This window comes from Micromonospora solifontis, assembly GCF_003725545.1.
Taxonomy (GTDB): Bacteria; Actinomycetota; Actinomycetes; order Mycobacteriales; family Micromonosporaceae; genus Micromonospora; species Micromonospora solifontis.
Map to the genome: position 1 here is coordinate 1 of NZ_RJLN01000060.1, position 18697 is coordinate 18697.

Annotated in this window: 16 protein-coding genes; 5 read left to right on the forward strand and 11 right to left on the reverse strand. The window is 75.7% G+C overall.

The annotated features are described in order from the left end of the window. Window positions 1-161 precede the first annotated feature (161 nt). Window positions 162-1364, forward strand: a complete 1203-nt coding sequence (locus tag EFE23_RS19450) for a low temperature requirement protein A (RefSeq protein ID WP_123242371.1) — start codon at window positions 162-164, stop codon at window positions 1362-1364. Window positions 1365-1479: 115 nt separating this feature from the next. After that, window positions 1480-1686, forward strand: coding sequence for a hypothetical protein (locus tag EFE23_RS19455; protein ID WP_123242372.1), 207 nt, complete (start codon window positions 1480-1482; stop codon window positions 1684-1686). A gap of 147 nt (window positions 1687-1833) precedes the next feature. Here the strand turns inward: EFE23_RS19455 and EFE23_RS19460 are convergent, their stop codons facing one another. The 3 genes from EFE23_RS19460 to EFE23_RS19470 form a co-directional block, all read right to left on the reverse strand. Beyond that, window positions 1834-3939, reverse strand: a complete 2106-nt coding sequence (locus EFE23_RS19460) for an APC family permease (protein WP_163599568.1) — start codon at window positions 3937-3939, stop codon at window positions 1834-1836. Window positions 3940-4071: 132 nt separating this feature from the next. Next, complete coding sequence (locus EFE23_RS19465) at window positions 4072-4491, reverse strand: hypothetical protein (RefSeq protein WP_123242373.1); 420 nt, start codon at window positions 4489-4491, stop codon at window positions 4072-4074. A 121-nt stretch (window positions 4492-4612) separates the two neighbouring features. Then, entirely contained in the window at window positions 4613-5473 is an 861-nt protein-coding gene (locus EFE23_RS19470; RefSeq protein WP_148058484.1) for an alpha/beta hydrolase family protein, read from the reverse strand. 123 nt (window positions 5474-5596) lie between these two features. Here EFE23_RS19470 and EFE23_RS19475 point away from each other — a divergent pair, with 123 nt between their 5' ends. Next, window positions 5597-6145 carry a CGNR zinc finger domain-containing protein gene (locus tag EFE23_RS19475; RefSeq protein WP_158675888.1) on the forward strand — a complete coding sequence of 183 codons (549 nt, stop codon included), beginning with the start codon at window positions 5597-5599 and terminating at the stop codon, window positions 6143-6145. A 1-nt stretch (window position 6146) separates the two neighbouring features. Here the strand turns inward: EFE23_RS19475 and EFE23_RS19480 are convergent, their stop codons facing one another. The 3 genes from EFE23_RS19480 to EFE23_RS19490 all read right to left on the reverse strand — a co-directional run bounded on the left by EFE23_RS19480 (window position 6147) and on the right by EFE23_RS19490 (window position 10797). Then, the gene (locus tag EFE23_RS19480; RefSeq protein ID WP_199737139.1) at window positions 6147-6887 is read right to left on the reverse strand and encodes a phosphotransferase; all 741 of its coding nucleotides are present in this window, start codon (window positions 6885-6887) and stop codon (window positions 6147-6149) included. Between the two features lie 82 nt (window positions 6888-6969). Further along, on the reverse strand, window positions 6970-7740 hold the full coding sequence (locus EFE23_RS19485; protein WP_123242376.1) for a DUF5995 family protein: 771 nt from the start codon (window positions 7738-7740) through the stop codon (window positions 6970-6972). 111 nt (window positions 7741-7851) lie between these two features. Then, window positions 7852-10797, reverse strand: a complete 2946-nt coding sequence (locus EFE23_RS19490) for a helix-turn-helix transcriptional regulator (protein WP_123242377.1) — start codon at window positions 10795-10797, stop codon at window positions 7852-7854. 190 nt (window positions 10798-10987) lie between these two features. Here EFE23_RS19490 and EFE23_RS28570 point away from each other — a divergent pair, with 190 nt between their 5' ends. Then, window positions 10988-13672, forward strand: coding sequence for an adenylate/guanylate cyclase domain-containing protein (locus EFE23_RS28570; protein ID WP_199737140.1), 2685 nt, complete (start codon window positions 10988-10990; stop codon window positions 13670-13672). A gap of 92 nt (window positions 13673-13764) precedes the next feature. Here the strand turns inward: EFE23_RS28570 and EFE23_RS19500 are convergent, their stop codons facing one another. Genes EFE23_RS19500 through paaK form a run of 3 tightly spaced genes read right to left on the reverse strand, consistent with a single transcriptional unit; the run spans window position 13765 to window position 16107 of the window. Then, window positions 13765-14331, reverse strand: a complete 567-nt coding sequence (locus EFE23_RS19500; RefSeq protein ID WP_123242378.1) for a dienelactone hydrolase family protein — start codon at window positions 14329-14331, stop codon at window positions 13765-13767. A 56-nt stretch (window positions 14332-14387) separates the two neighbouring features. Continuing rightward, entirely contained in the window at window positions 14388-14759 is a 372-nt protein-coding gene (gene paaI, locus EFE23_RS19505) for a hydroxyphenylacetyl-CoA thioesterase PaaI (RefSeq protein ID WP_123242399.1), read from the reverse strand. Window positions 14760-14799: 40 nt separating this feature from the next. Then, window positions 14800-16107: a phenylacetate--CoA ligase PaaK gene (gene paaK, locus EFE23_RS19510; protein ID WP_123242379.1), complete on the reverse strand. Its 1308-nt coding sequence runs from the start codon at window positions 16105-16107 to the stop codon at window positions 14800-14802. A 479-nt stretch (window positions 16108-16586) separates the two neighbouring features. Here paaK and EFE23_RS19515 point away from each other — a divergent pair, with 479 nt between their 5' ends. Then, a complete protein-coding gene (locus EFE23_RS19515; RefSeq protein WP_123242380.1) occupies window positions 16587-16913 on the forward strand; it encodes a hypothetical protein in 327 nt (108 codons plus the stop codon). 16 nt (window positions 16914-16929) lie between these two features. On the opposite strand, the gene EFE23_RS19520 is transcribed toward EFE23_RS19515, so the two are convergent. Together EFE23_RS19520 and EFE23_RS19525 are read right to left on the reverse strand one after the other, a co-directional pair. Beyond that, window positions 16930-17262, reverse strand: coding sequence for a hypothetical protein (locus EFE23_RS19520; RefSeq protein ID WP_123242381.1), 333 nt, complete (start codon window positions 17260-17262; stop codon window positions 16930-16932). A gap of 107 nt (window positions 17263-17369) precedes the next feature. Further along, entirely contained in the window at window positions 17370-18626 is a 1257-nt protein-coding gene (locus tag EFE23_RS19525; RefSeq protein WP_123242382.1) for an MFS transporter, read from the reverse strand. Between the last annotated feature and the right edge of the window lie 71 nt (window positions 18627-18697).

The window sequence follows — 18697 nt, forward strand, 5'->3', positions numbered from 1 at the left end:
GCGGCCCACGCCGCCGCCCCTGCGGTCCACCGGCGGCCCTGCCGGCGACTCGGCAACGGGCGGGAAAGCGCGAATCGGACACGACCAGGCGTGGCCGTCGCTACGGTCGATGAAGGGCCCGAGGGCCCGCCGCGCCGATCCCGCCACCGCAGGAGCAGCTCGTGCCCTTCGCCGCACCGGAGCCACCCGCCGGCCGGCTTCCGGTTCGTGACCCGGAGTCGCCCCGACGGGTGACCCTGCTGGAGCTCTTCTTCGACCTGGTGTACGTGGTCGCGCTCTCCCTCATCTCCCGCGGGATGATCACCGACCTGAGCTGGGAACGCGCCTTCCAGTCCCTGATCATCCTGATGGCGATGTGGTGGACCTGGGCGATCACCACCCTGGTCACCGACATGTACGATCCGCAGCGCCCGCAGATCAAGGTCCTGATCGTCGCGGTGATGTTCGGGGCGTTGCTGATGACCACCGCCATCCCCGAGGCCTTCGCCGCCCGCGGGTTGGTCTTCGCCGGGACGTACGTGGCGATCCATATCGGACGCGGGCTGTACCTCATGCCGGCCGTCCGCCGCCACCGGCAGACCCAGCGACGCGCGGCCCGGATCTTCGTCTGGTTCGCCGTCTCGTCGGTGCCGTGGCTGGTCGGTGGGGCCCTGGCCCACGGCCACGCCCGGGAGTGGCTCTGGACGCTGGCCCTGGCGATCGACTACCTGGGCTTCCGGCTGGCCTATCCGGTGCCCGGCCTCGGCGTCGTGCCGGACGCCCAGCGCAACGTCACCGCCGAGCATCTCTCCGAGCGCTACCAGCAGTTCTTCATCATCGCCCTGGGCGACGCCATACTGGTCACCGGCACCGTCTTCAGCCTGCACCACTCCGAGGTCGAGAACATCGGCGCCTTCACCATCGCCTTCGGCACCACGCTGCTGCTCTGGCGGATCTACGTCCACAAATCCGGGGAGCTGCTACCGCACGCCATCGCCCGGTCGAAGCAGCCGAACCGGTTCCTGAACACCGCGCCGTACACCCACCTGCTGCTGGTGGCCGGGGTGGTGACCTCGGCCGCGGGCTTCGACCTGGTGCTGCTCCATCCGATCGGGCACACCCCACCGGCCTGGCTGGCGGTCATCCTCGGCGGGCCGGCGATGTTCCTCGCCGGTCGCGCCGCCTTCGAGTACGAGGTGTTCAGCCGGGTCTCCCTCTCCCGCCCCGGCGGGCTGCTGGCGCTGCTCACCATCGCGCCGGCCGGGCTGTTCCTCGCGCCGATCTACACCGCGCTCGGCGCCATGCTGGTGCTGGCCGGCGTGGCGATCGCCGACCACCTGCGCAGCCGGGGGCGGCCGCCGGAGGAGCCCGCCCCGCCGCACTGACCGCCCGGCATGGTCGGAATCAGCCGCGCCGGCCGCCGCGCGCCGTTTGACCGGACACCCGTTCTGGGTATCACGCCTGCACCTCGAATCCACCACTACCCGTGGAGGCAACCTAATGCGCGGCACCTCGATAGTCGGCGTCCTGGTCGTCATCTGGCTCATCATCGGCGCTATCGCCGCCGGCCAGCGCGGCTACTACAGCAACGACGACAAGAACTGTGCCGAGGCGGGCACCATCCTGGTCACCATCGTGGCCGGCCCGCTGAACTACATCGGCGCCAACCCCAAGGTGGACTGCAAGCTTCCCGAGCCGTCCAAGTAGGTCCCCCCGCCCTCCGGCCCGCGCCCGCTCCCCCGCGGCGCGGGCCCTGTCGTGTCCGGCCCCACCCGGGCGCCGCCGGCGGTCGCGGTTTCCGGCGTTTGTCGGGCGGGCCTGGCGGTGAAGCCCCGGGCTGAGCCGGCGCGGCGCTCAGCCGCCGACGTGGATGCCGGGGCGGCGGGTGGGATCCGGCTCGGACTTGCGGATGATCTCGCGGACCACCGGCGGGGTGTCGCCGCGGCCGAGGATCAGGTAGCGCAGCAGGTGTGCGATCGGGTTGCCCTCGGACCACTCGAAGTGGCAGTGCGGCCGGATCCCGGTGGCGTCCCGCAGGGCCAGCAGGATGGCGGCGATGGCGTTCGGCGCGGCCGCGCTGCTGGCGCGCAGGATCCGGTAGCCGCCGGATTCCACCCCGTGTACCCGCAGCACCCCGCTGAACTGCGACGGATCCGAGACGTCGATCTCCAGGAAGAGCACGTCGGCGGCGCCGGGCACCGGGTTCATGCCGCGCTGCGCCCGCTCCTTGACCCGGTACTCCTTCACCGAGCCGCGCTGCCGCTTGTTGGCGATCAGGTGCAGCCGGCCGTCGTGGGCGATCGAGTCGGCGATGAACCTGCGGGCCGGCTCGTCGAACTCGATCCGCTCGGCCCGCAACTCGGTGGTCCGGGACACCCGGGAGATCAGCGAGACGGCGATGATGCCCGCGATGAACAGGCCGGAGATGGCGATGCCGTCGGGCTTCGCGACGACGTTCTCGGTGAGGGCGTAGAGGAGCACCACGGTGAGCACCGCGAAGCCCACCCCGGCCAGCCGGTGCCGGGAGGCGTACGCCGCGATGGTCACCGCGATCGAGGCGGAGACCATCATCGCCAGGATCCCGGTGGCGTACGCCCCGGCCTGGGCGTTGACGTCGGCCCGGAAGGCGACCGTGATGGCGATGCTGATCGCGGTGTAGACCAGCACCACCGGGCGGACCGCCCGCCCCCACTCCGGAGCCATGCCGTACGCGGGCAGGTAGCGGGGCACGATGTTGATCAGACCGGCCATCGCGGACGCCCCGGCGAACCAGAGGATCAGGATGCTGCTGATGTCGTAGACCGTGCCGAACCCCTCGCCCAGGTGCTCGTGCGCCAGCCACGCGAGGGCCCGCCCGTTGGCGGCCCCGCCGGGCTGGAACTCCTCTGGCGGGATCAGCACGGTGGTGACGAACGTGGTGGCGATGAGGTAGACGGACATGATCAGCGCCGCGGTGGCGAGCAGCCTGCGGGTGTTGTGGATGCGGGCCCACAGCCGTGCCTCCGGGTCCGGGCCGTCGCCCTTCACCAGCGGCATCATGCTCACCCCGGTCTCGAAGCCGGACAGCCCGAGCACCAGCAGCGGGAAAGCGAGCACGCTGGTACGCAGCACATCGCCGACCCCGCCGAGCCCGGTGAGCCGGCCGGTCCAGTCGCCGACCGTCCCCGGGTCGGCGACGACCTCGGCCAGGCCGGCGAGCACGATCACCGCGTTCAGCGCGAGGAAGACCGCGACCAGCGGGATGGCCACCTGCACCGCCTCGCTGAACCCCATCAGGAACACCCCGCCCAGGATCAGCAGCAGCACGACCGTCACCAGCACGGCGGCGGTGCCGCCGTGCGGGAAGGACTCCGGCAGGACCGGGTTCTCCAGCAGGTGGACGGTGGCGTCGGCGGCGGACAGGGTGATCGTGATGATCCACGAGGTGGCCACGAAGCCGAGCAGCAGCAGCACGAAGATCTTGCCGCGCCAGAACGGCAGCAGCCGTTCCAGCATGGCGACCGACCCCTGGCCGTGCGGGCTCTCCCGGGCCACCCGCCGGTACATCGGCAGCATGCCGAACAGGGTCAGCGCCACGATCAGCAGGGTCGCCAGCGGGGAGAGCGCCCCGGCCGCGACCGCGGCGATGCCGGGCAGGTAGGACAGGGTGGAGAAGTAGTCGACGCCGGTCAGGCACATCACCTGCCACCACGGGTGCGCGGGGGCCTGGTGCTCGCGGGTCTCCGGGCCGACCGCCTGCACCCGGTGCTGGAAGAGCCACCGGGCCAGCGGGCGCGTCGGCTCGGCCGGGCGGGCCGGGGTGTCCACGCACGCGGGCACCCCGACCGGCCCCGGCCCCGTCCGGTGGCCGTGTTCCGGGTCGCGCGCCGCCCGCAGCGCCCGGTCCGCGGCGGCGGTCTGCGCCTGGTTGCGCCGCCCCCGCCCGCGCCGGGGCTGCCCCCCGTCCCGCCCGTCCGCCATCTGCACCCCTTCAGGCCCTGCCCCGACCGTAGGGCCGCGCCCGTGCGGGTCGCGGCATGTTGCGGTATCCGGTGGGCCGAAAACCGCAACATGCCGCAGGCCGCGTGGCGGATCGGGCCGCGCCGGCCGGGCTCAGCCGGGGGGCGTACGCACGGCCTCCCGCAGTGCCTCGGGGTCGGTCACGGTCACCGTGACGGCCGGGTGGCGCGGCCAGGGGCCGGGTGCCAGGGCCGGCACCGGGGTGGCGAAGCGGAGGCAGACCCCGGCGGCCACACTGCTGCCGAAGGTCACCCCGCCGTCGGCCAGGGACAGGCGCGGCCCGATCGCCCGCCACCAGCGGTACGGGCCGCCGAGTTCCGCCCCGGTGACGTTGCCGCGGGCGGTACGCAGCAGCCACGGGCCGAACCGGACGACCAGCTCGTCGGGGCCCAGCTCGACCCGGGCGGTCTCCGGGCGTATCCCGAGCAGGGCCAGGGGCAGCCGGAACGCCGGGTCGAAGCGGAACGCGAAGCGGCGGTTCGGGCCGGCTCCGGCGGGGTCGTCGTGGGCCATGGCGGCGACGTACCCGGCGGGGCCGGTCCGACACCCGGTCAGCCCGGACCGGCCCAGCCGCCACCCCGCCCACCGGGGCCGGCCGGCACCCCCCGGGCCGGCCGGCCCCCTTCTCCTCGGGTCATCCGCGCAGGTCCAGGCGGTCGGCGAGCCAGGCGATCCGGTCGTCGCGGACCAGGGCGGCGCCGAGGTCGTGCTCCTCGCCCGGATAGAGCGAGACCCGGGCCCGCGGTGCGGCCGCGGCGAAGGCGGCGCGGGTGTCCGGGCCGACGAACCGGTCCGCGGCGGCGAACTGGAGGTACGCCCCGGCGCCGAGCCGCCCCGCCAGGTCCACCGGGTCGAGTCCGGCGAACACGGCGCGGTAGGCGGCCCGCTGCGCCTCGGGCAGCTGGAGCCAGTACAGGTCGAACCAGTTCGCCCAGGTGGTGTCCGGCGCGAGGAGCACGGCGGTCCGCAGCCCGGGCTCCCCGGCGGCCAGGCCCGCGGCGTACATGGCGCCGTAGTCGTGGCCGACCACGGCGGTGCGGGTCCGGTCCACGCCGGGCTCGGCGAGCAGCCGCCGGTACGCCTGCCGCACCGCGTCGAGCTGGGCGGTCACCGCGGCGCGGTCCCGGGCGTCGCCGACCGGGTCGCCGGCCCACGGGAAGGTGAGCTGGGGCAGCACGGCGACCACCCCGCGCCCGGCCAACGCGGTCGCCTCGGCGAGGAACTCGGTCCGGTCCTGGCTGGCCCGGCCCGGTTCGAACCAGTGCAGGCCCAGCACACCGGCCAGCCCGCCGCCCGTGCGCTGCGGGCGCACCAGCCAGGCCCGCACGGACGGCTGCCCGGGCACCGGGATCTCGATGTCCCGGACCACCACGGCGTCGGGATGCCCCCCGGCGGCGGCCTGGGCGGGCGCCTCCGCCCGTGCCCCGCCCGGACCGACGAGCGCGCCGGTCACCAACAGCACCGCGGTGGACACGAGTACGCGCAGACGTCGCATCACACACCTCCATAGGTTTTTAAACGCGTTTTACAGATGATGACGGTAGGATGGCCGGCGGCGAGCGGTCAAGGCGGGAGGTACGGCGGACGTGTCGGCAACCGGACGGCGGAACGGGCCCGGATGAGTGCGGTGCCACCCCTGGAACCCGCGCTGCGGCTGGCCATCGCGCTGCTGCACAGCTACTGGGTGCTCCAGGATCCGGTCGACCAGCTCTCGGTGACCCGGCTGCGGGCCACCGGTCGCGAGCTCGGCCTCGCCGAGGTCACCGACCCGCTCGGCGAGGCGGACCTGCCCCGGCTGCGGGACCTGCGGGAGCGGCTCTACCAGGTCTTCGCCGCGCCCGATCCGGCCGCCCGGGTGGCCACCCTCAACGAGGTGCTAACGGAGGTCAGCGCGGGCACCGTGGTCGAGTCCACCCCGGAGGGCGACCTGCGGCTGACCCCGCTGCCCCGAGCCGCACCGATCGGACCGTTCGCCGCCACGGTCACCGGGGCGCTCGCCCGGGCCGCGACGACCGGCGGGGCGGACCGGTTCGGGGTCTGCGCGGCCGATCCCTGCCGGGCGCCCTACCTGGACCGGACCCGGGCGGGCCGGCAGCGGTACTGCTGCGAGCTGTGCAACAACCGGGCCGCCGCGGCGGCGTACCGGAGCCGGTCCCGGCGCGGCTGAGTCAGGCCAGCGCGGCGGTCCACCGGTCCACCTGCGCGTCGAGCAGGTCGGCGATGGCCCGCCAGTAGGGGCCGTCCTGCGCGTGGATCCGCGCCCACGGCTGCACCCCGTCCCGGGCGCCCCGGCGCAGCAGGTCCGACATGGCTCGGGCGCGCGGGCCGAGCAGGGCGGCCAGGGCGGGCCGGTCCGCCGCCGGCAGGCCGTAGCCGTCGACGAAGACGCGCAGCCGGGCGGCGGACTCGTCGAGGGGGCGATCCGGGCGCAGCCCGGCCATGCTCTGCGCCGCGTACGCCAACTCCCAGCCGCGGGTGCCCGGCCCTGCGCCGTCCCAGTCGATCAGCACCCAGCCGCGGGCGGACCGGACCAGGTTCCACGGCGCGGCGTCGTGATGGCAGATCAGCTCCTCGCCGTCCGGCGGGATGACCCGCTGCCACACCGCACCGGGCGGGGGCACGAAGGTGGCGGTCGCCCGGTGCAGGTCGGCCAGGAACGCGCCGATCGACGCCAACTCCGCCCGGGTGTACGTGCCGCGCGGGTCGCCCAGCTCCCCCGGGACGTACTCCAGCACCTGGCGGCCCCGCTCGTCGCGGCCGAACGGCCGGGGCGCGCCGGCGAAGCCCACCGCGTGCAGGTGGGCGAGCAGGGCGTCGACGGCGTCGGTCCACGGGCCGGCCGGCCGCCGGACGGTGTCGCCGACCCGCACCACGCCGGCGGTCACGTTGCCCACCAGCGGCTGCTCCACCGGCCCATCCTCGCACCCGGGCGGCGGGGCGGCGTCCCCGCGTTCCCCCCGGACGAGGGAACGCGGGGACCCCCCGTCCCGGCTACTGCAGGAACGCCCCCAGCGGCGACAGCAGCAGCCGGCCGAGCAGCGCGGCGTTGTCGTCCAGCCGCGTCCGCTCACACTCGCGGGCCTCCGGGTCGTGCCGGCAGCGCCAGATCTTCTGCGCGTTGCGCCAGGCCACGTTGCGGGTGTACTCCACCAGCTCGCCCTGGTACCAGTCGTCGATGTCGCCGTTGACCATGTCGATCATGAGCTGCCAGTGGTCCAGGTAGCCCCGGCGCAGCTCGGGGATCCGCTCGGCGAAGATCCTGTTGATCTCCAGGTAGTCGCGGTGCTGGTCGCTGCCGTCGACCGGCTCGGACTCCAGGCTCTCCAGCGTGGTCACCAGGGCGAACGGCAGGTCGTAGTTGATGTGGGCGTTCACCCCGGCGGCAGCCGACGGCAGCGGCCGGGCGTCCGGGCCGCGCATCCGCTTGAACAGGCAGGACCACGCCTTCGGCGTGCTCGGGCTGGACTCGGTCCAGAAGCGCAGCGCGTCGAAGTACCGGGCGGCGAACTCCACGTCCAGCCGGGCCAGGAAGACCGGGTCCACGAACCGGTCGTCGTAGAGGCCGTCGAGCACCGTGGTGGTGATCACCAGGTAGAGCTTGTTGAAGTCCGCGAGCGGGCAGCTGGCCTCCAGTGGAGGCAGCCGGACCAGCAGATCCTGCAGCTTGGTGAGATGGTCGACGACCGCCGGCACGTCGGCGGGGTGGTCGGCGAGCAACCCGACGATGTCCTGGTGCACAGGACCCCAGACCGGTTCGGTCATCTTTCCTCCACAGTGGCCGGCGCACTCCCCGACGGCGCCGGCACCTCGGACAGCCTGTCAGCCGGCGTACGTCGGCCGGATCAGTAGAACGACGTATTCGCGCGACCGCGCCTACTCCGGCCCGTGGCGCAGGAAGATCGCGCTGGCCTGGACCCGGGTGCGGACCTGGAGCTTGTCGAAGATGTGCGACACGTGCACCCCGATGGTCCGCTCGCTGATGAACAGCCGCTGGCCGATCTCCTTGTTGGTCAGTCCCTCCGCGACCGCGGCGAGCACCTCCCGCTCCCGGGCGGTCAGCGTGGCCAACTCGTCCACCGCCGGGGCGGCGGCGGGAGCGGCCGTCCGTTGCCGGGGGGCCGGACGCGGGTCGGCGGCGGTACGCTCCTCCAGCGTCACCCGGGCCCGCCCGGCCAGGGTACGGATCTCCGAGCTCAGCGGCACCGCGCCCAACGCCTGCGCCATCCGGTACGCCTCGGTGAGCAGCCGGGCCGCGGTGGCCGGGCGGCGGCGCCGGACCAGCAGCGCCTCGGCCTGGCGCAGCCGCGAATAGGCGGCCGGATAGGGGTGGTTGCGCAGGTCCCACTCGGCGGCCGACCGGGCCCACAGCTCCGGGTCGCCATGGTCGTCGAGCCGGCTCAGCTCCGCCGCGCAGAGCGCCAGGAACCCGTCCGCCACGTACCGCACCGGCGCGCCGGCCCGCTCGCTCTTGCGGGTCACCCGGTCGACCACCTCACGCAACCGGCGCACCGCCGTCGGGTCCACCGCCATGGTCCGGCTGGCGTGCGCCTCCGCCTCCGCGCGCAACCCGTGCCAGGCGAGGGTGGCCAGCACGATGACATCGTCCGAGCGGCTCTCGGTCAGACCACGTTGGACCGCCTGACGGGCGACGTCGTGCCGGCCCTGCCACATGGCCAGGCCGGCCCGCAGGATGAGCATGGGCAGCACGTGCCGAGCGCCGCCGCCGGCCAGCATGGTGGCCACCGCCTCCAGGTCCCGGTCGGAGGCCTCGATGTCGCCGTAGCCGACCGACAGCCGGCAGCGGGCGAGCAGCAACTCCACCGCGTCCGCGCCGGACGGGCGGTGCCGCAACGCGGCGGCCACCACCTTCTCCGCCTCCGCCCACTGCCCGACCCGGAACAGCCCGTTCGTGGCGATGGCCAGCAACCGGGTCTCCCAGGTGCGGCCCAGCCCCAGCTCGGCCACCCGCTCAGCACCCCGGCGGGCCACCACCACCCCCTCCTCGAGGATGTTCAGCGGCCCGGTCAGCAGCTCCGCCAGGTGCAGGTACGCGCAGGCCACGTCCTCCGGCCGGCCGGAGCGCTCGGCGGTCTCCAGGGCCCGGCGCATCACGGCCAGCCCGGCCTCCGGGTCCTCCAGCCACGCCTCGCTGTAACCGAGCGCGGCGCTGGCCAGCACCACCTCCGAAGTGGAACCGGGCACCTCCGTGGCGAGTTGGAGCGCCTCCCGGGCCTGCTCACCGGCCTCGGCGTACCGACCCAGGTGCAGCAGCAGCTCGGCCAGGTGGGCGGCGGCGGTGGCCCGCTCCCGCGGCGTGCAGTCCGGTGACTCCAGCGCCCGCCGGTATTCCGCCTCGGCCGGCGCGGAGCGGCCGGCGGCGGCCAGGTAGCGGGCCCGCCGGATGTGCAGGGCGCAGGCGGGCGGGCCGGCCGGGTCCCGCGCCAGCTCGGCCAGCAGGTCCAGCGCCCGGGCGTGCTCGCCGCAGTGGTGCGCCGCCTCCGCCGCGTGCTGCAGCAGGTCGACCCGGTCCACCTCGACGGGCGGCGGCCGCTCGACGTCGGCCGGGACGGCGGCCGGGGCGGCCGCCAGCTGCAACGCCGCCGACCAGTGGCGGTGCGCCTCCGCGTACCCGTGCAGCCGCTCGGCCTCGCGCGCGGCGGCCATCGCCGCGGGCAGCGCCCGGCCGGGCTCCCCCGCCAGCCGCCAGTGGTGCGCCAGCCGGGCCTGGTGCAGCTCGGCGGTGGCCGAGGTCAGCGCCTCGGCGTAGCGCCGGTGCAGCGCGGCCCGCTCGGCCGGCAGCAGCTCGTGCGCCAGCACCTCGGCCACCAGACGGTGGCGCAGCCGGTAGCCCTCGTCGGCACCGACCAGCAGCCGGTGCGCCACCGCCGCCCGCACCGCCTCGATCAACTCCTCCTCCGGCAACCGCACCACCTGGGCCAGCAGCCAGTGCTCGACCGGTTCGACGCCGGCCGCGATCGCGTGCACCACCGCGTGCGCGTGCTGCGGCAGGGCGTCGACCCGGGCCAGGAAGACCTCGCGCAGCGTGTCGGACAGGTCGTCGCGGCCGTCGCGCAGGTCGCGGGCCAGCTCCTCGACCACGAACGGGTTGCCGCCGCTGCGCTGCCACAGCCGGTCGGCGGCCTCGGGGGCGAGCGGGCCGCCGACGATCGCGGCGGCGAGCTCGTCCGTGCCGGCCCGGTCCAGCGGCGCCAGGTCGACCACCCGGACCGAGCGCAGCCGGCGCAGCTCGGTGAGCACCCGGCGCAGCGGGTGCGCGCCCTGCAACGACTCGGCGCGCACCGCGGCGAGCACCGACAGTTGCAGGTCGCCGAGGCCGGCCAGCAGATAGAGCAGGAGCTGGCGGGTGCTGCGGTCGACCCACTGGAGGTCGTCCAGGACCAGGACCAGCGGCCGCCCGGCCGCGACCAGGTGCAACCCCTGGGAGACCCGCTCCAGCAGCGCGCCTGCGCCGTCCGGCCCCGGGGTCTCCTGGTCGAAGACCTGGAGCAGGCCGCGGACGACCGAGGAGGTGCGGGCCTCGGTCAGCTCGGCGTCGAGACGGCGCAGCGCCTGCCGCACCGGGTGCAGCGGGGAGGCGTCGCCGATGTCCAGGCAGGAGCCGGTCAGCACCAGGGCGCCGACGCGCCGCAGCCGGCCGCTCAGCTCGGCCAGCAGCCGGGTCTTGCCCACCCCGCTCTCGCCGGTGAGGAAGACCGCCGCGGTGTGCCCGGGGGCCACGTCGTCGAGGAGTGCCGACCGGAGCGCCGCCATGGTGTCGGCACGGCCGACGAGCGGCGCGGTGTCCACATCGCTGGCCATGGCACGCAGCCTAGCCACAGGTTCCCGCACCGTTCTACGGCCTCAGGGCCCTAGTGGTACTCCTCGCGTCGACATTGCGACTAAAGGTTGCGCATGGTCGACATACGTCGTCCTACCGATCCCCCGACGTACCGGTGGTGCAAGTCTCCAGAGGTCGTCAGGCACCGGACCGGGGGAAAGGGTGGGTGCGATGCCAGTGACCACGACCGTGGGGAGTCGGGAAGCAGTCGCGCGCTGGCCGGTGCCGGAGGAGAGACGGACGCTCAGCGTGCTCTTCGTCGACATCGTCGGCTCGACCGGCTTGGTCGAGCGGCTCGACCCGGAGGACGTCCGGGCGCTGCAGCGCGGGTACTTCAGCACCGTGGCGGGGGTGCTGCGCCGGTGGAACGGCGTGGTGGAGAAGTACATCGGCGACGCGGTAATGGCCCTGTTCGGGGCCCAGCACTCGGACGGCTTCGACGCGTACCGGGCGGTGCGGGCCGGGCTGGAGATCCAGGAGGCGCTGGACCGGCGGGCGCCGGCCGGGCCCCGGCTGCGGGTCCGGGTCGGGGTGGCGACCGGGGAGGCCCTGGTGGAGCTGGCCGCCACCCGGGACGGGGGGCACGGCGCGGCCAGCGGCGCGGTGATCACCACCGCGGCCCGGTTGCAGGCATACGCCCCGGCGGGTGGGGTGGTGGTCTGCGCGGCCACCCGGCAGGCTGTCGCCGGCCTGCTCGAGCTGCGCCCCCTCGCCGCGATGTCGGTGGCCGGCAAGGCGCAGCCGCTGGATGTCTGGCGGGTCACCGGCCTGGGCCGGCCCGGGCCGGCCGGCCACCAGGGTCCGTTCGTCGGCCGGCGGCGGGAGCTGGCCACCGCCGGCGGCGAGATCGCCCGCGCGGTACGGGAGCGCCGGCCCCGCTGGGTGTCGCTCGCCGGCCCGGCGGGCAGTGGGCGCAGCCGGCTGCTGCACGAGCTGGCCCGCGCGGTGTCGACCGTGGACGGTGTCGCGGTGCGCTGGTGCGTGGCGCAGTGCCCGCCGTACCCCCGTGGGGAGTTGGCACCGCTGGCGCAGATGGTCCGCGCCTTCGCCGGGGTCCACGACACGGACCCCGCCGGCACGGTACGGCGGCGGCTGGCCACCGCGCTGGACGGGCTGCTGCCGCCGGCCCGGCGCGGCGCGGCGGCGCACGCCCTGGCCGACTTCGTGGCGGCGCCCGAGGACGCCGGGGCGGCGGCCCGCGGGGCCGAGGTGTGGCGGGAGGTCCTCCTCGACCTGGCGGCCGGCCGGCCGCTGGTGGTGGCCGTGGACGACCTGGACCGGGCGGCCCCACCGCTGAACCGGTTCCTGCACCGGCTCTTCGCCGCCGCGACCGAGCGACAGCTGCCCCTCGCGGTGGTGGCGACCCACGGTCCCGGCTGGGCCGACCTGCTGGCCGGGGCCGCCGGCCGACGCCGCCGGGTACCGCTGGCCCCGCTGAGCACGGTGGACACCGGACGGCTGCTGCGGCACCTGCTGGACCGGGCCGGCCGGCCGGCCGCGCTGGCCCGGGAGCTGCTGCCGCTGACCGCCGGCAACCCGGCCGTCGCCCGGGCGTACGTGCGGGCCGTGAACGCCGGCGGCGACCCGGCCGGGCCGGTGCCCGACGTGGTCCGCCAGATGGTCGACGCCCGGCTGGACCGGTTGGACGGGCCGCAACGGGCCGTGCTGATGGCCGGCGCGGCGCACGGAACGGACTTCACCGCCGACACCGTCGAGCGGCTGCTGGGCTGGGCGGCGGGCCGGGCCGAGCCGGTGCTGCGCGGCCTGGTCGAGGTCGGCGTGTTGCGCCGGACCGGACGCGACCGGTACGCCGTCACCGAGCCCACCGTGGCCCGGGTGGCGCGGCACCGGCTGCCCCGGACGCTGCGGGCGGAATTCACCCGCCGGGCCCGGCCGTCCATGGCGACCCGCGCGGCCCGGCAGCAGCCCGGCACGCACCCGTCCGGCATGGACGGCAGCACCCGCCCGCGTCCGCTCGCGGGGCAGACCCACCCGGCCGCCACGGGCATCCCCCGGGCCGGCGCGACCGGGCACCCGACCGTCGCCGGCACTCGCCCGACGGCGGACCCCACCACCAGCGCGCACCTTGCCGCCGGCACGCACCCCGCCACCAGCACGCACCCGGCCGCCGGCGCGCACCCGGCGGTCGTCGGCACGACGGCGGCAGCCGTCGGGCCGGATCCGGCCGGAGTCACCGCGACGCCGGGACCGGCCGGCACCGTCCTGCCTCTCCCGCTCGGCGCGGCGGTTGACGGCGGCCGGACGCGTCGCCACCGCGGACCGGCGCCGGTGCCGCGCCGACGTGCCGGTGACCACGGAGAGGTCTCGCTGGTGCTGCTCGCGCCGCACGGTCGTGGCCCGGCCCCCGTGCCGGTCGGCGGTCCGCCGGATCGGCCGAGCTGTCCGGTCCGCGGTCGACCGGACCGGCCGCCGCTCGTCGAGGCGCACCGTCGCCCCCTGGCGCCGCGCGCCCCCGACCCGGCACCGCCCGGGTCGGTCCGGCCGGGGCACCCGGTCGAGATCCCCGGTCCCCGCCGGACCGGCCCGGCCGGACAGGACATGACCGGGTCGGCGCTGCCCGCGGGGGCGCGACGGCCGGACGTGCCGCAGCCCGGCCCATCGCCGACTCCGAGCGACGCGACGTGCGGCAACCCGGCCCGTCCCCGGCACGGGTCGGCACGACCTGCGGCAGAGCGGGTCCAGCAAGGCGGCCCGGCCGGGCCGATCGCGGGTGCGCCGGCCGGTCCAGCCGCGCGCCGGGAGCGGAGAGCGGGACCCGCGCTCGCGAGGCTTCCGCGGGGAGGTCGATCAGCCCGGACATCCGAGACCGGGCCGCCGGCGCTCGCCGCGGCCTGACCCGACGCCGTGGCCGGAGCGGGCACGGGGCCACTCCGGCCACGGCGTCGAGCCGCCGCCGGTCAGCGGCCGGCGAGAACGGCCGGCGCCGGTCAGCGGCCGGCCAGAAAGGCCAGCGCCCGGTCCCAGGTCAGCGCGGCCGCCAGCGCCTGGTGGTCGGGCAGGTCGGGGTCGGTGTAGAGGTGCCCGGGGCCCGGGTAGCGGTGCACGGACATTTCCGCGCCTGCGGCGGTCATCGCCTGCCGCCACTGCGCGACCTCGTCGTCCGGCTCGTACTCGTCGGGGTCGGCGAGGTGCAGCTGGACCGGCAGCCCGGGCCGGACCGACTCCGGCGCTCCACCGGTGCCGTGCAGCAGGAGCAGGGCGGCCGCCGCCGGGCGCTCGGCGAGCAGCGCCCCGGCCACCCCGGCGCCCATCGAGAAGCCGGCCAGCACGGTCTCGGCGGGCAGCTCCGCCGCCGCGGCGCGGGCCCGGTCGAGGACGGTGTCCCGGCCGACCTTCTCGAACAGGGCGAAGCCCTGCTCCACGGAGTCCGTGGCGGGCACGCCGTACAGGTCGGGGGTGGTGACCTGATGGCCGACGGCGCGGAACCGCTCGGCGGCGGCGAGCACGGCGGGCCGCAGCCCGTAGACCGAGTGCAACAGCAGGATGTGTGCCATCGTGCGATCCTGACGCACCCCACCGACAGGGCCGACCGGGCGCGCCGGACCCGGGGTCAGTCGCGGGCGATGGTGCGGCTGCGGCCGCGGAACTCGGCGACCACCTCGTCGTCCCGCCAGACCGTGACGTCGTAGATGCCGCTGCGGCCGTAGCGGACCCGCTCGGCGGCCCGGGCCTCCAGCAGGTCACCCTCGCGGACCGGGCGGAGGAAGCTGATCTCGCCGCCGGCGGCGACGGCGGCCGGGCCGTGGCTGTTGCAGGCCAGCGCGAAGGCGGTGTCGGCGAGCAGGAAGACGAAGCCGCCGTGACCGATGGCGTGGCCGTTCAGCATGGCCGGGGTGACCCGCATCCGGGCCACCGCCGCGCCGTCAGCGGCCGAGACCAGCTCGATGCCGAGCCCCTTGGACGCCACGTCGGCGTCGAACATGTCGTGCGCCGCGGTACGGCGGCCGTCGCGCTCCCCCACCTCAGCGCCCCCGCCGCTGGTCCACGATCCGGCGCATCTTGCCCATCGACCGTTCCACCCCGTCCGGTTCGATGACCTGCACCGCCACGCTCACCCCGATGGTGCTCTTGACCTGCTGCACCAGGGCCGCCCCGGCGCGCTCCGCCTCGTCCTCGGCGACGCCGGGCCGGCGCTCCACCTTGACGGTGAGGGTGTCCATCCGGCCCTGCCGGTCCAGCACGCACTGGAAGTGCGGCGACAGCGCCGGGGTACGCAGGATCAGCTCCTCGATCTGGGTGGGGAAGACGTTCACCCCGCGCACGATCATCATGTCGTCGGTCCGGCCGGTGATCTTCTCGATCCGGCGCATGGTCCGGGCGGTGCCGGGCAGCAGCCGGGTCAGGTCGCGGGTGCGGTAGCGGACCACCGGCATCGCCTCCTTGGTGAGCGAGGTGAGCACCAGTTCGCCCTGCTCGCCGTCGGGCAGCACCGCGCCGGTCACCGGGTCGATGATCTCCGGATAGAAGTGGTCCTCCCACAGGTGCAGGCCGTCCTTGGTCTCCACGCACTCGACCGCCACCCCGGGGCCCATCACCTCGGACAGCCCGTAGATGTCCACCGCGTGCATGTCCAGGCGCTGCTCCATCTCGCGGCGCATGTCCTCGGTCCACGGCTCGGCGCCGAAGATGCCCACCTGGAGCGAGGTGGTCTTCGGGTCGATGCCCTGGCGTTCCAGCTCGTCCACGATGGCCAGCATGTAGCTGGGGGTGACCATGATGACCTCCGGCGCGAAGTCGCGGATCAGCATGGCCTGCCGCTCGGTCATGCCACCGGAGACCGGGATGACGGTGCAGCCGAGCTCCTCGGCGCCGTAGTGCGCGCCGAGTCCGCCGGTGAAGAGGCCGTAGCCGTACGCCACGTGCACCCGGTCGCCGGGCCGGCCGCCGGCGGCCCGGATCGACCGGGCCATCAGCCGGGCCCAGGTCCGCACGTCGTCCCGGGTGTAGCCGACCACGGTGGGCCGGCCGGTGGTGCCGGAGGAGGCGTGCAGCCGGGCGATCCGCTCCCGGGGCACCGCGAACATCCCGAACGGGTAGTTCTCCCGCAGCTCGGCCTTGCCGGTGAACGGGAAGCGGGCCAGGTCGGCCAGCTCGCGCAGGTCGTCGGGGTGCACGTCGGCCGCGGCGAACGCGCTTCGGTAGTGCGGCACGTTGTCGTACGCGTGCCGCAGGGACCAGCGCAGCCGCTCCAGTTGCCGGGCCCGCAACTCGTCGACGCTGATCCGCTCGACGGGCTCCAGCTCCTCGGGACGAGGGGTGCGGTCCTGCACGGGTGCCTCCTGCGCGACTCCTCCCGACGCCGCGTCGCGCCGGGCGATGCCGCACACCGTACGCCCGTACCGGCTCTCCTGCCAGGTCAGGGGGGCGGAACCCGGCCGGGGCGCCCGCCGGCACCGGCCGACGATGCGGCCACCGCCCAACGGGCGGCCGACCCGGGCGGCAGCCGGCCGGCGGCCGCCCGGCGGGGACCGGACCGCCCCCCGCGCCCCGACCGGCGGGCCTATCCTCGGTCGATGCGGGACCGCCGCCCCGGCGTGCAGTTCCTGCTGGAGAACGCCCGCGCCCTCGGGGTCTGCGCGCTCTGCCTGGCCGGGTTCGGCGGCGTCGCGGTGGCCGCGACCCGGCGACCCGGCGTCGGGCGGGCCTGGCTGCGGGTGGGCGTGGCGGCCGCCGCGACGCTGGCGTTCTTCGCCGTGCAGCCGCTGCCGGCCGGTGCCGATCCACCTTCAAGGCCTACTCCCTGGCGGACGTGGCCAACCCCCGGTACTTCTTCGTCTGCCGTTCGCCGGCGGCGTGCGCCGCGTACGGCGGGGATGGCCCGGTCACCTTCGGCACGGCCGTCGAGGCGACCAAGGTACGGGTCAACGGGGTGGTCTCGCCGCGGGTGGCCCGCCTGGAGTACTACTCCGCGCCCGGCGGGGCGCCCCGGGGCATCCCGCTGCTCTCCGCCTTCCCCGGATCCCGCATCTTCTCGTTCCGGTCGGCGACGATGAGCCACGGCCGGCTGGTCGCGTACGGCACGGACGGCCGCCCGCTCGCCGTGTACGACGACGAGCTCGCCGCCGCGTTCGGTTGACCGCCCCGGCCCGGGGTCAGCGGGCGCGCCGCTCCGGGTGGGCCCGGTTCCAGGCCCGCATCCGCTCCGGGTAGCCGGTGCGGGCGGCCTCGTACAGCGGCACCGCGTGCCGGTGGGCGATCTTGGCCGCGGTCCGGGGCGAGCCGGTACGGCGGCGGATCCACTCGCCGTCGTGGGCGATGGCGACGACGGTGGTGTCGGTCGCCGTGGTCTCCGGTTCCAGGTAGAACTCGACCCCCCGGCGGCTGGTCACGAAGGTCTCCAGGGCGGCGAGGTCGTCCCGGTTCGCCTCGCGGTCGAGCTTGGTCGGGGTGGTCGGGTCGGTGGCCCGGCGGCTGAACCAGCCCATGGCCGCCTCCTCTCCTCGGCGTCCTCCCAGTGCACCACCCGTACCTGGCAACCGGCTGCGAGCCGGGTGGGAGACGGCTGGGGCCGGGGGCCGCGAGGGCCGGCGGGTCAGCGGGCCGGTGGGCGGAGCACCGGGACCAGGGCGAGGGTGGGCAGCAGGAGCAGCGGCACCAGCCCGAGGGCGGACAGGATGCCCAGGCGGTCGCCGAGGAAGCCGAGCAGCGGCGGGCCGCCGAGGAAGGCGGTGTAGCCGATCATCGCGACGACGCTGACCCGGGCCGGCGCCCGGTCCTCGTCGTCGGCGGCGGCACTCATGCCCACCGGGAAGCCGAGCGACGCCCCGATCCCCCACAGCGCCACGCCGACCACCGCGACCGGGCCGGAGCCGGCCAGCACCGCGAGGGTGGCCCCGACGGCGGCCAGCCCGATGGTGCCGAACAGCACCCGTACCCGCCCCCAGCGGTCGATGGCCACGGTGCCGGCGGTGCGCCCGAGCGTCATGCCGACCACGAAGACGCCGAAGACGGCGGCGCCGACCGCCTCGCTCACCCCGTACCCGTCGACGAACGCGACCGCCAGCCAGTCGTTGGCGCTGCCCTCGGTGAACGCCATCACCAGCACGAACAGGCCGATCAGCAGGGTGCGCGGTTCGCGCCAGGTGGCCAGCAGCGCGCGCCGGCCGGCCGCCGGGTCGGCCGGACCGGCCGGCTCGGCCGGGGCGGGCAGGAAGGCCCGGACGCCGAGCAGCGTGCCGGCCAGGACCACCGCCGCGACCGTGGACAGGTGCCACCCCACCGGTACGCCCAGCCGGGCCGCTCCGGCGCCGAGGCCGGCCCCGGCCACCGAGCCGAGACTCCAGGCGGCGTGGAACCGGGGCATGATCGTGCGGCCGAGCCGCTTCTCCACCGCCGCGCCCTCGACGTTCATCGCCACGTCGCAGGCGCCGGAGCCGTACCCGAGGGCGAAGAGCCCCACCGCCACGCCGACCAGCGAGCCGGCCAGTCCGGCGGAGAGGCCGGCGCCGGTGAGGCCGAGCGCGACCAGCACGGTCGACACCGCCACCGTCCGGGCGGGGCCGAGCCGCAGGGTGACCAGGCCGGCGGTGGACATGGCCACCAGGGCGCCGGCCGACATGGCCAGCAGCAGCAGGCCGAGCCGCCCGGCGCTGAGCCCGAGCGCCTCACGGACCGCGGGCACCCGGGAGAACCAGGTGGCCACGGCGAGCCCGTTGAGGGCGAAGACCGCGGTCACGCCGTTGCGGGCGGTCAGGACCGGCCGCGGCACGGCCGGCCGGTCGACGGCCGGCGTGTCGATGGTGCTGCTCACCGTGTCGCGGTCCTCTCCCCCGAATGATCCGGCAGCCATCGCACACCTGAGAGCGCTATCAGCACAAGACCGGCCACCCCTTACCTTGACCGGGCCGTACCGGGCATGAT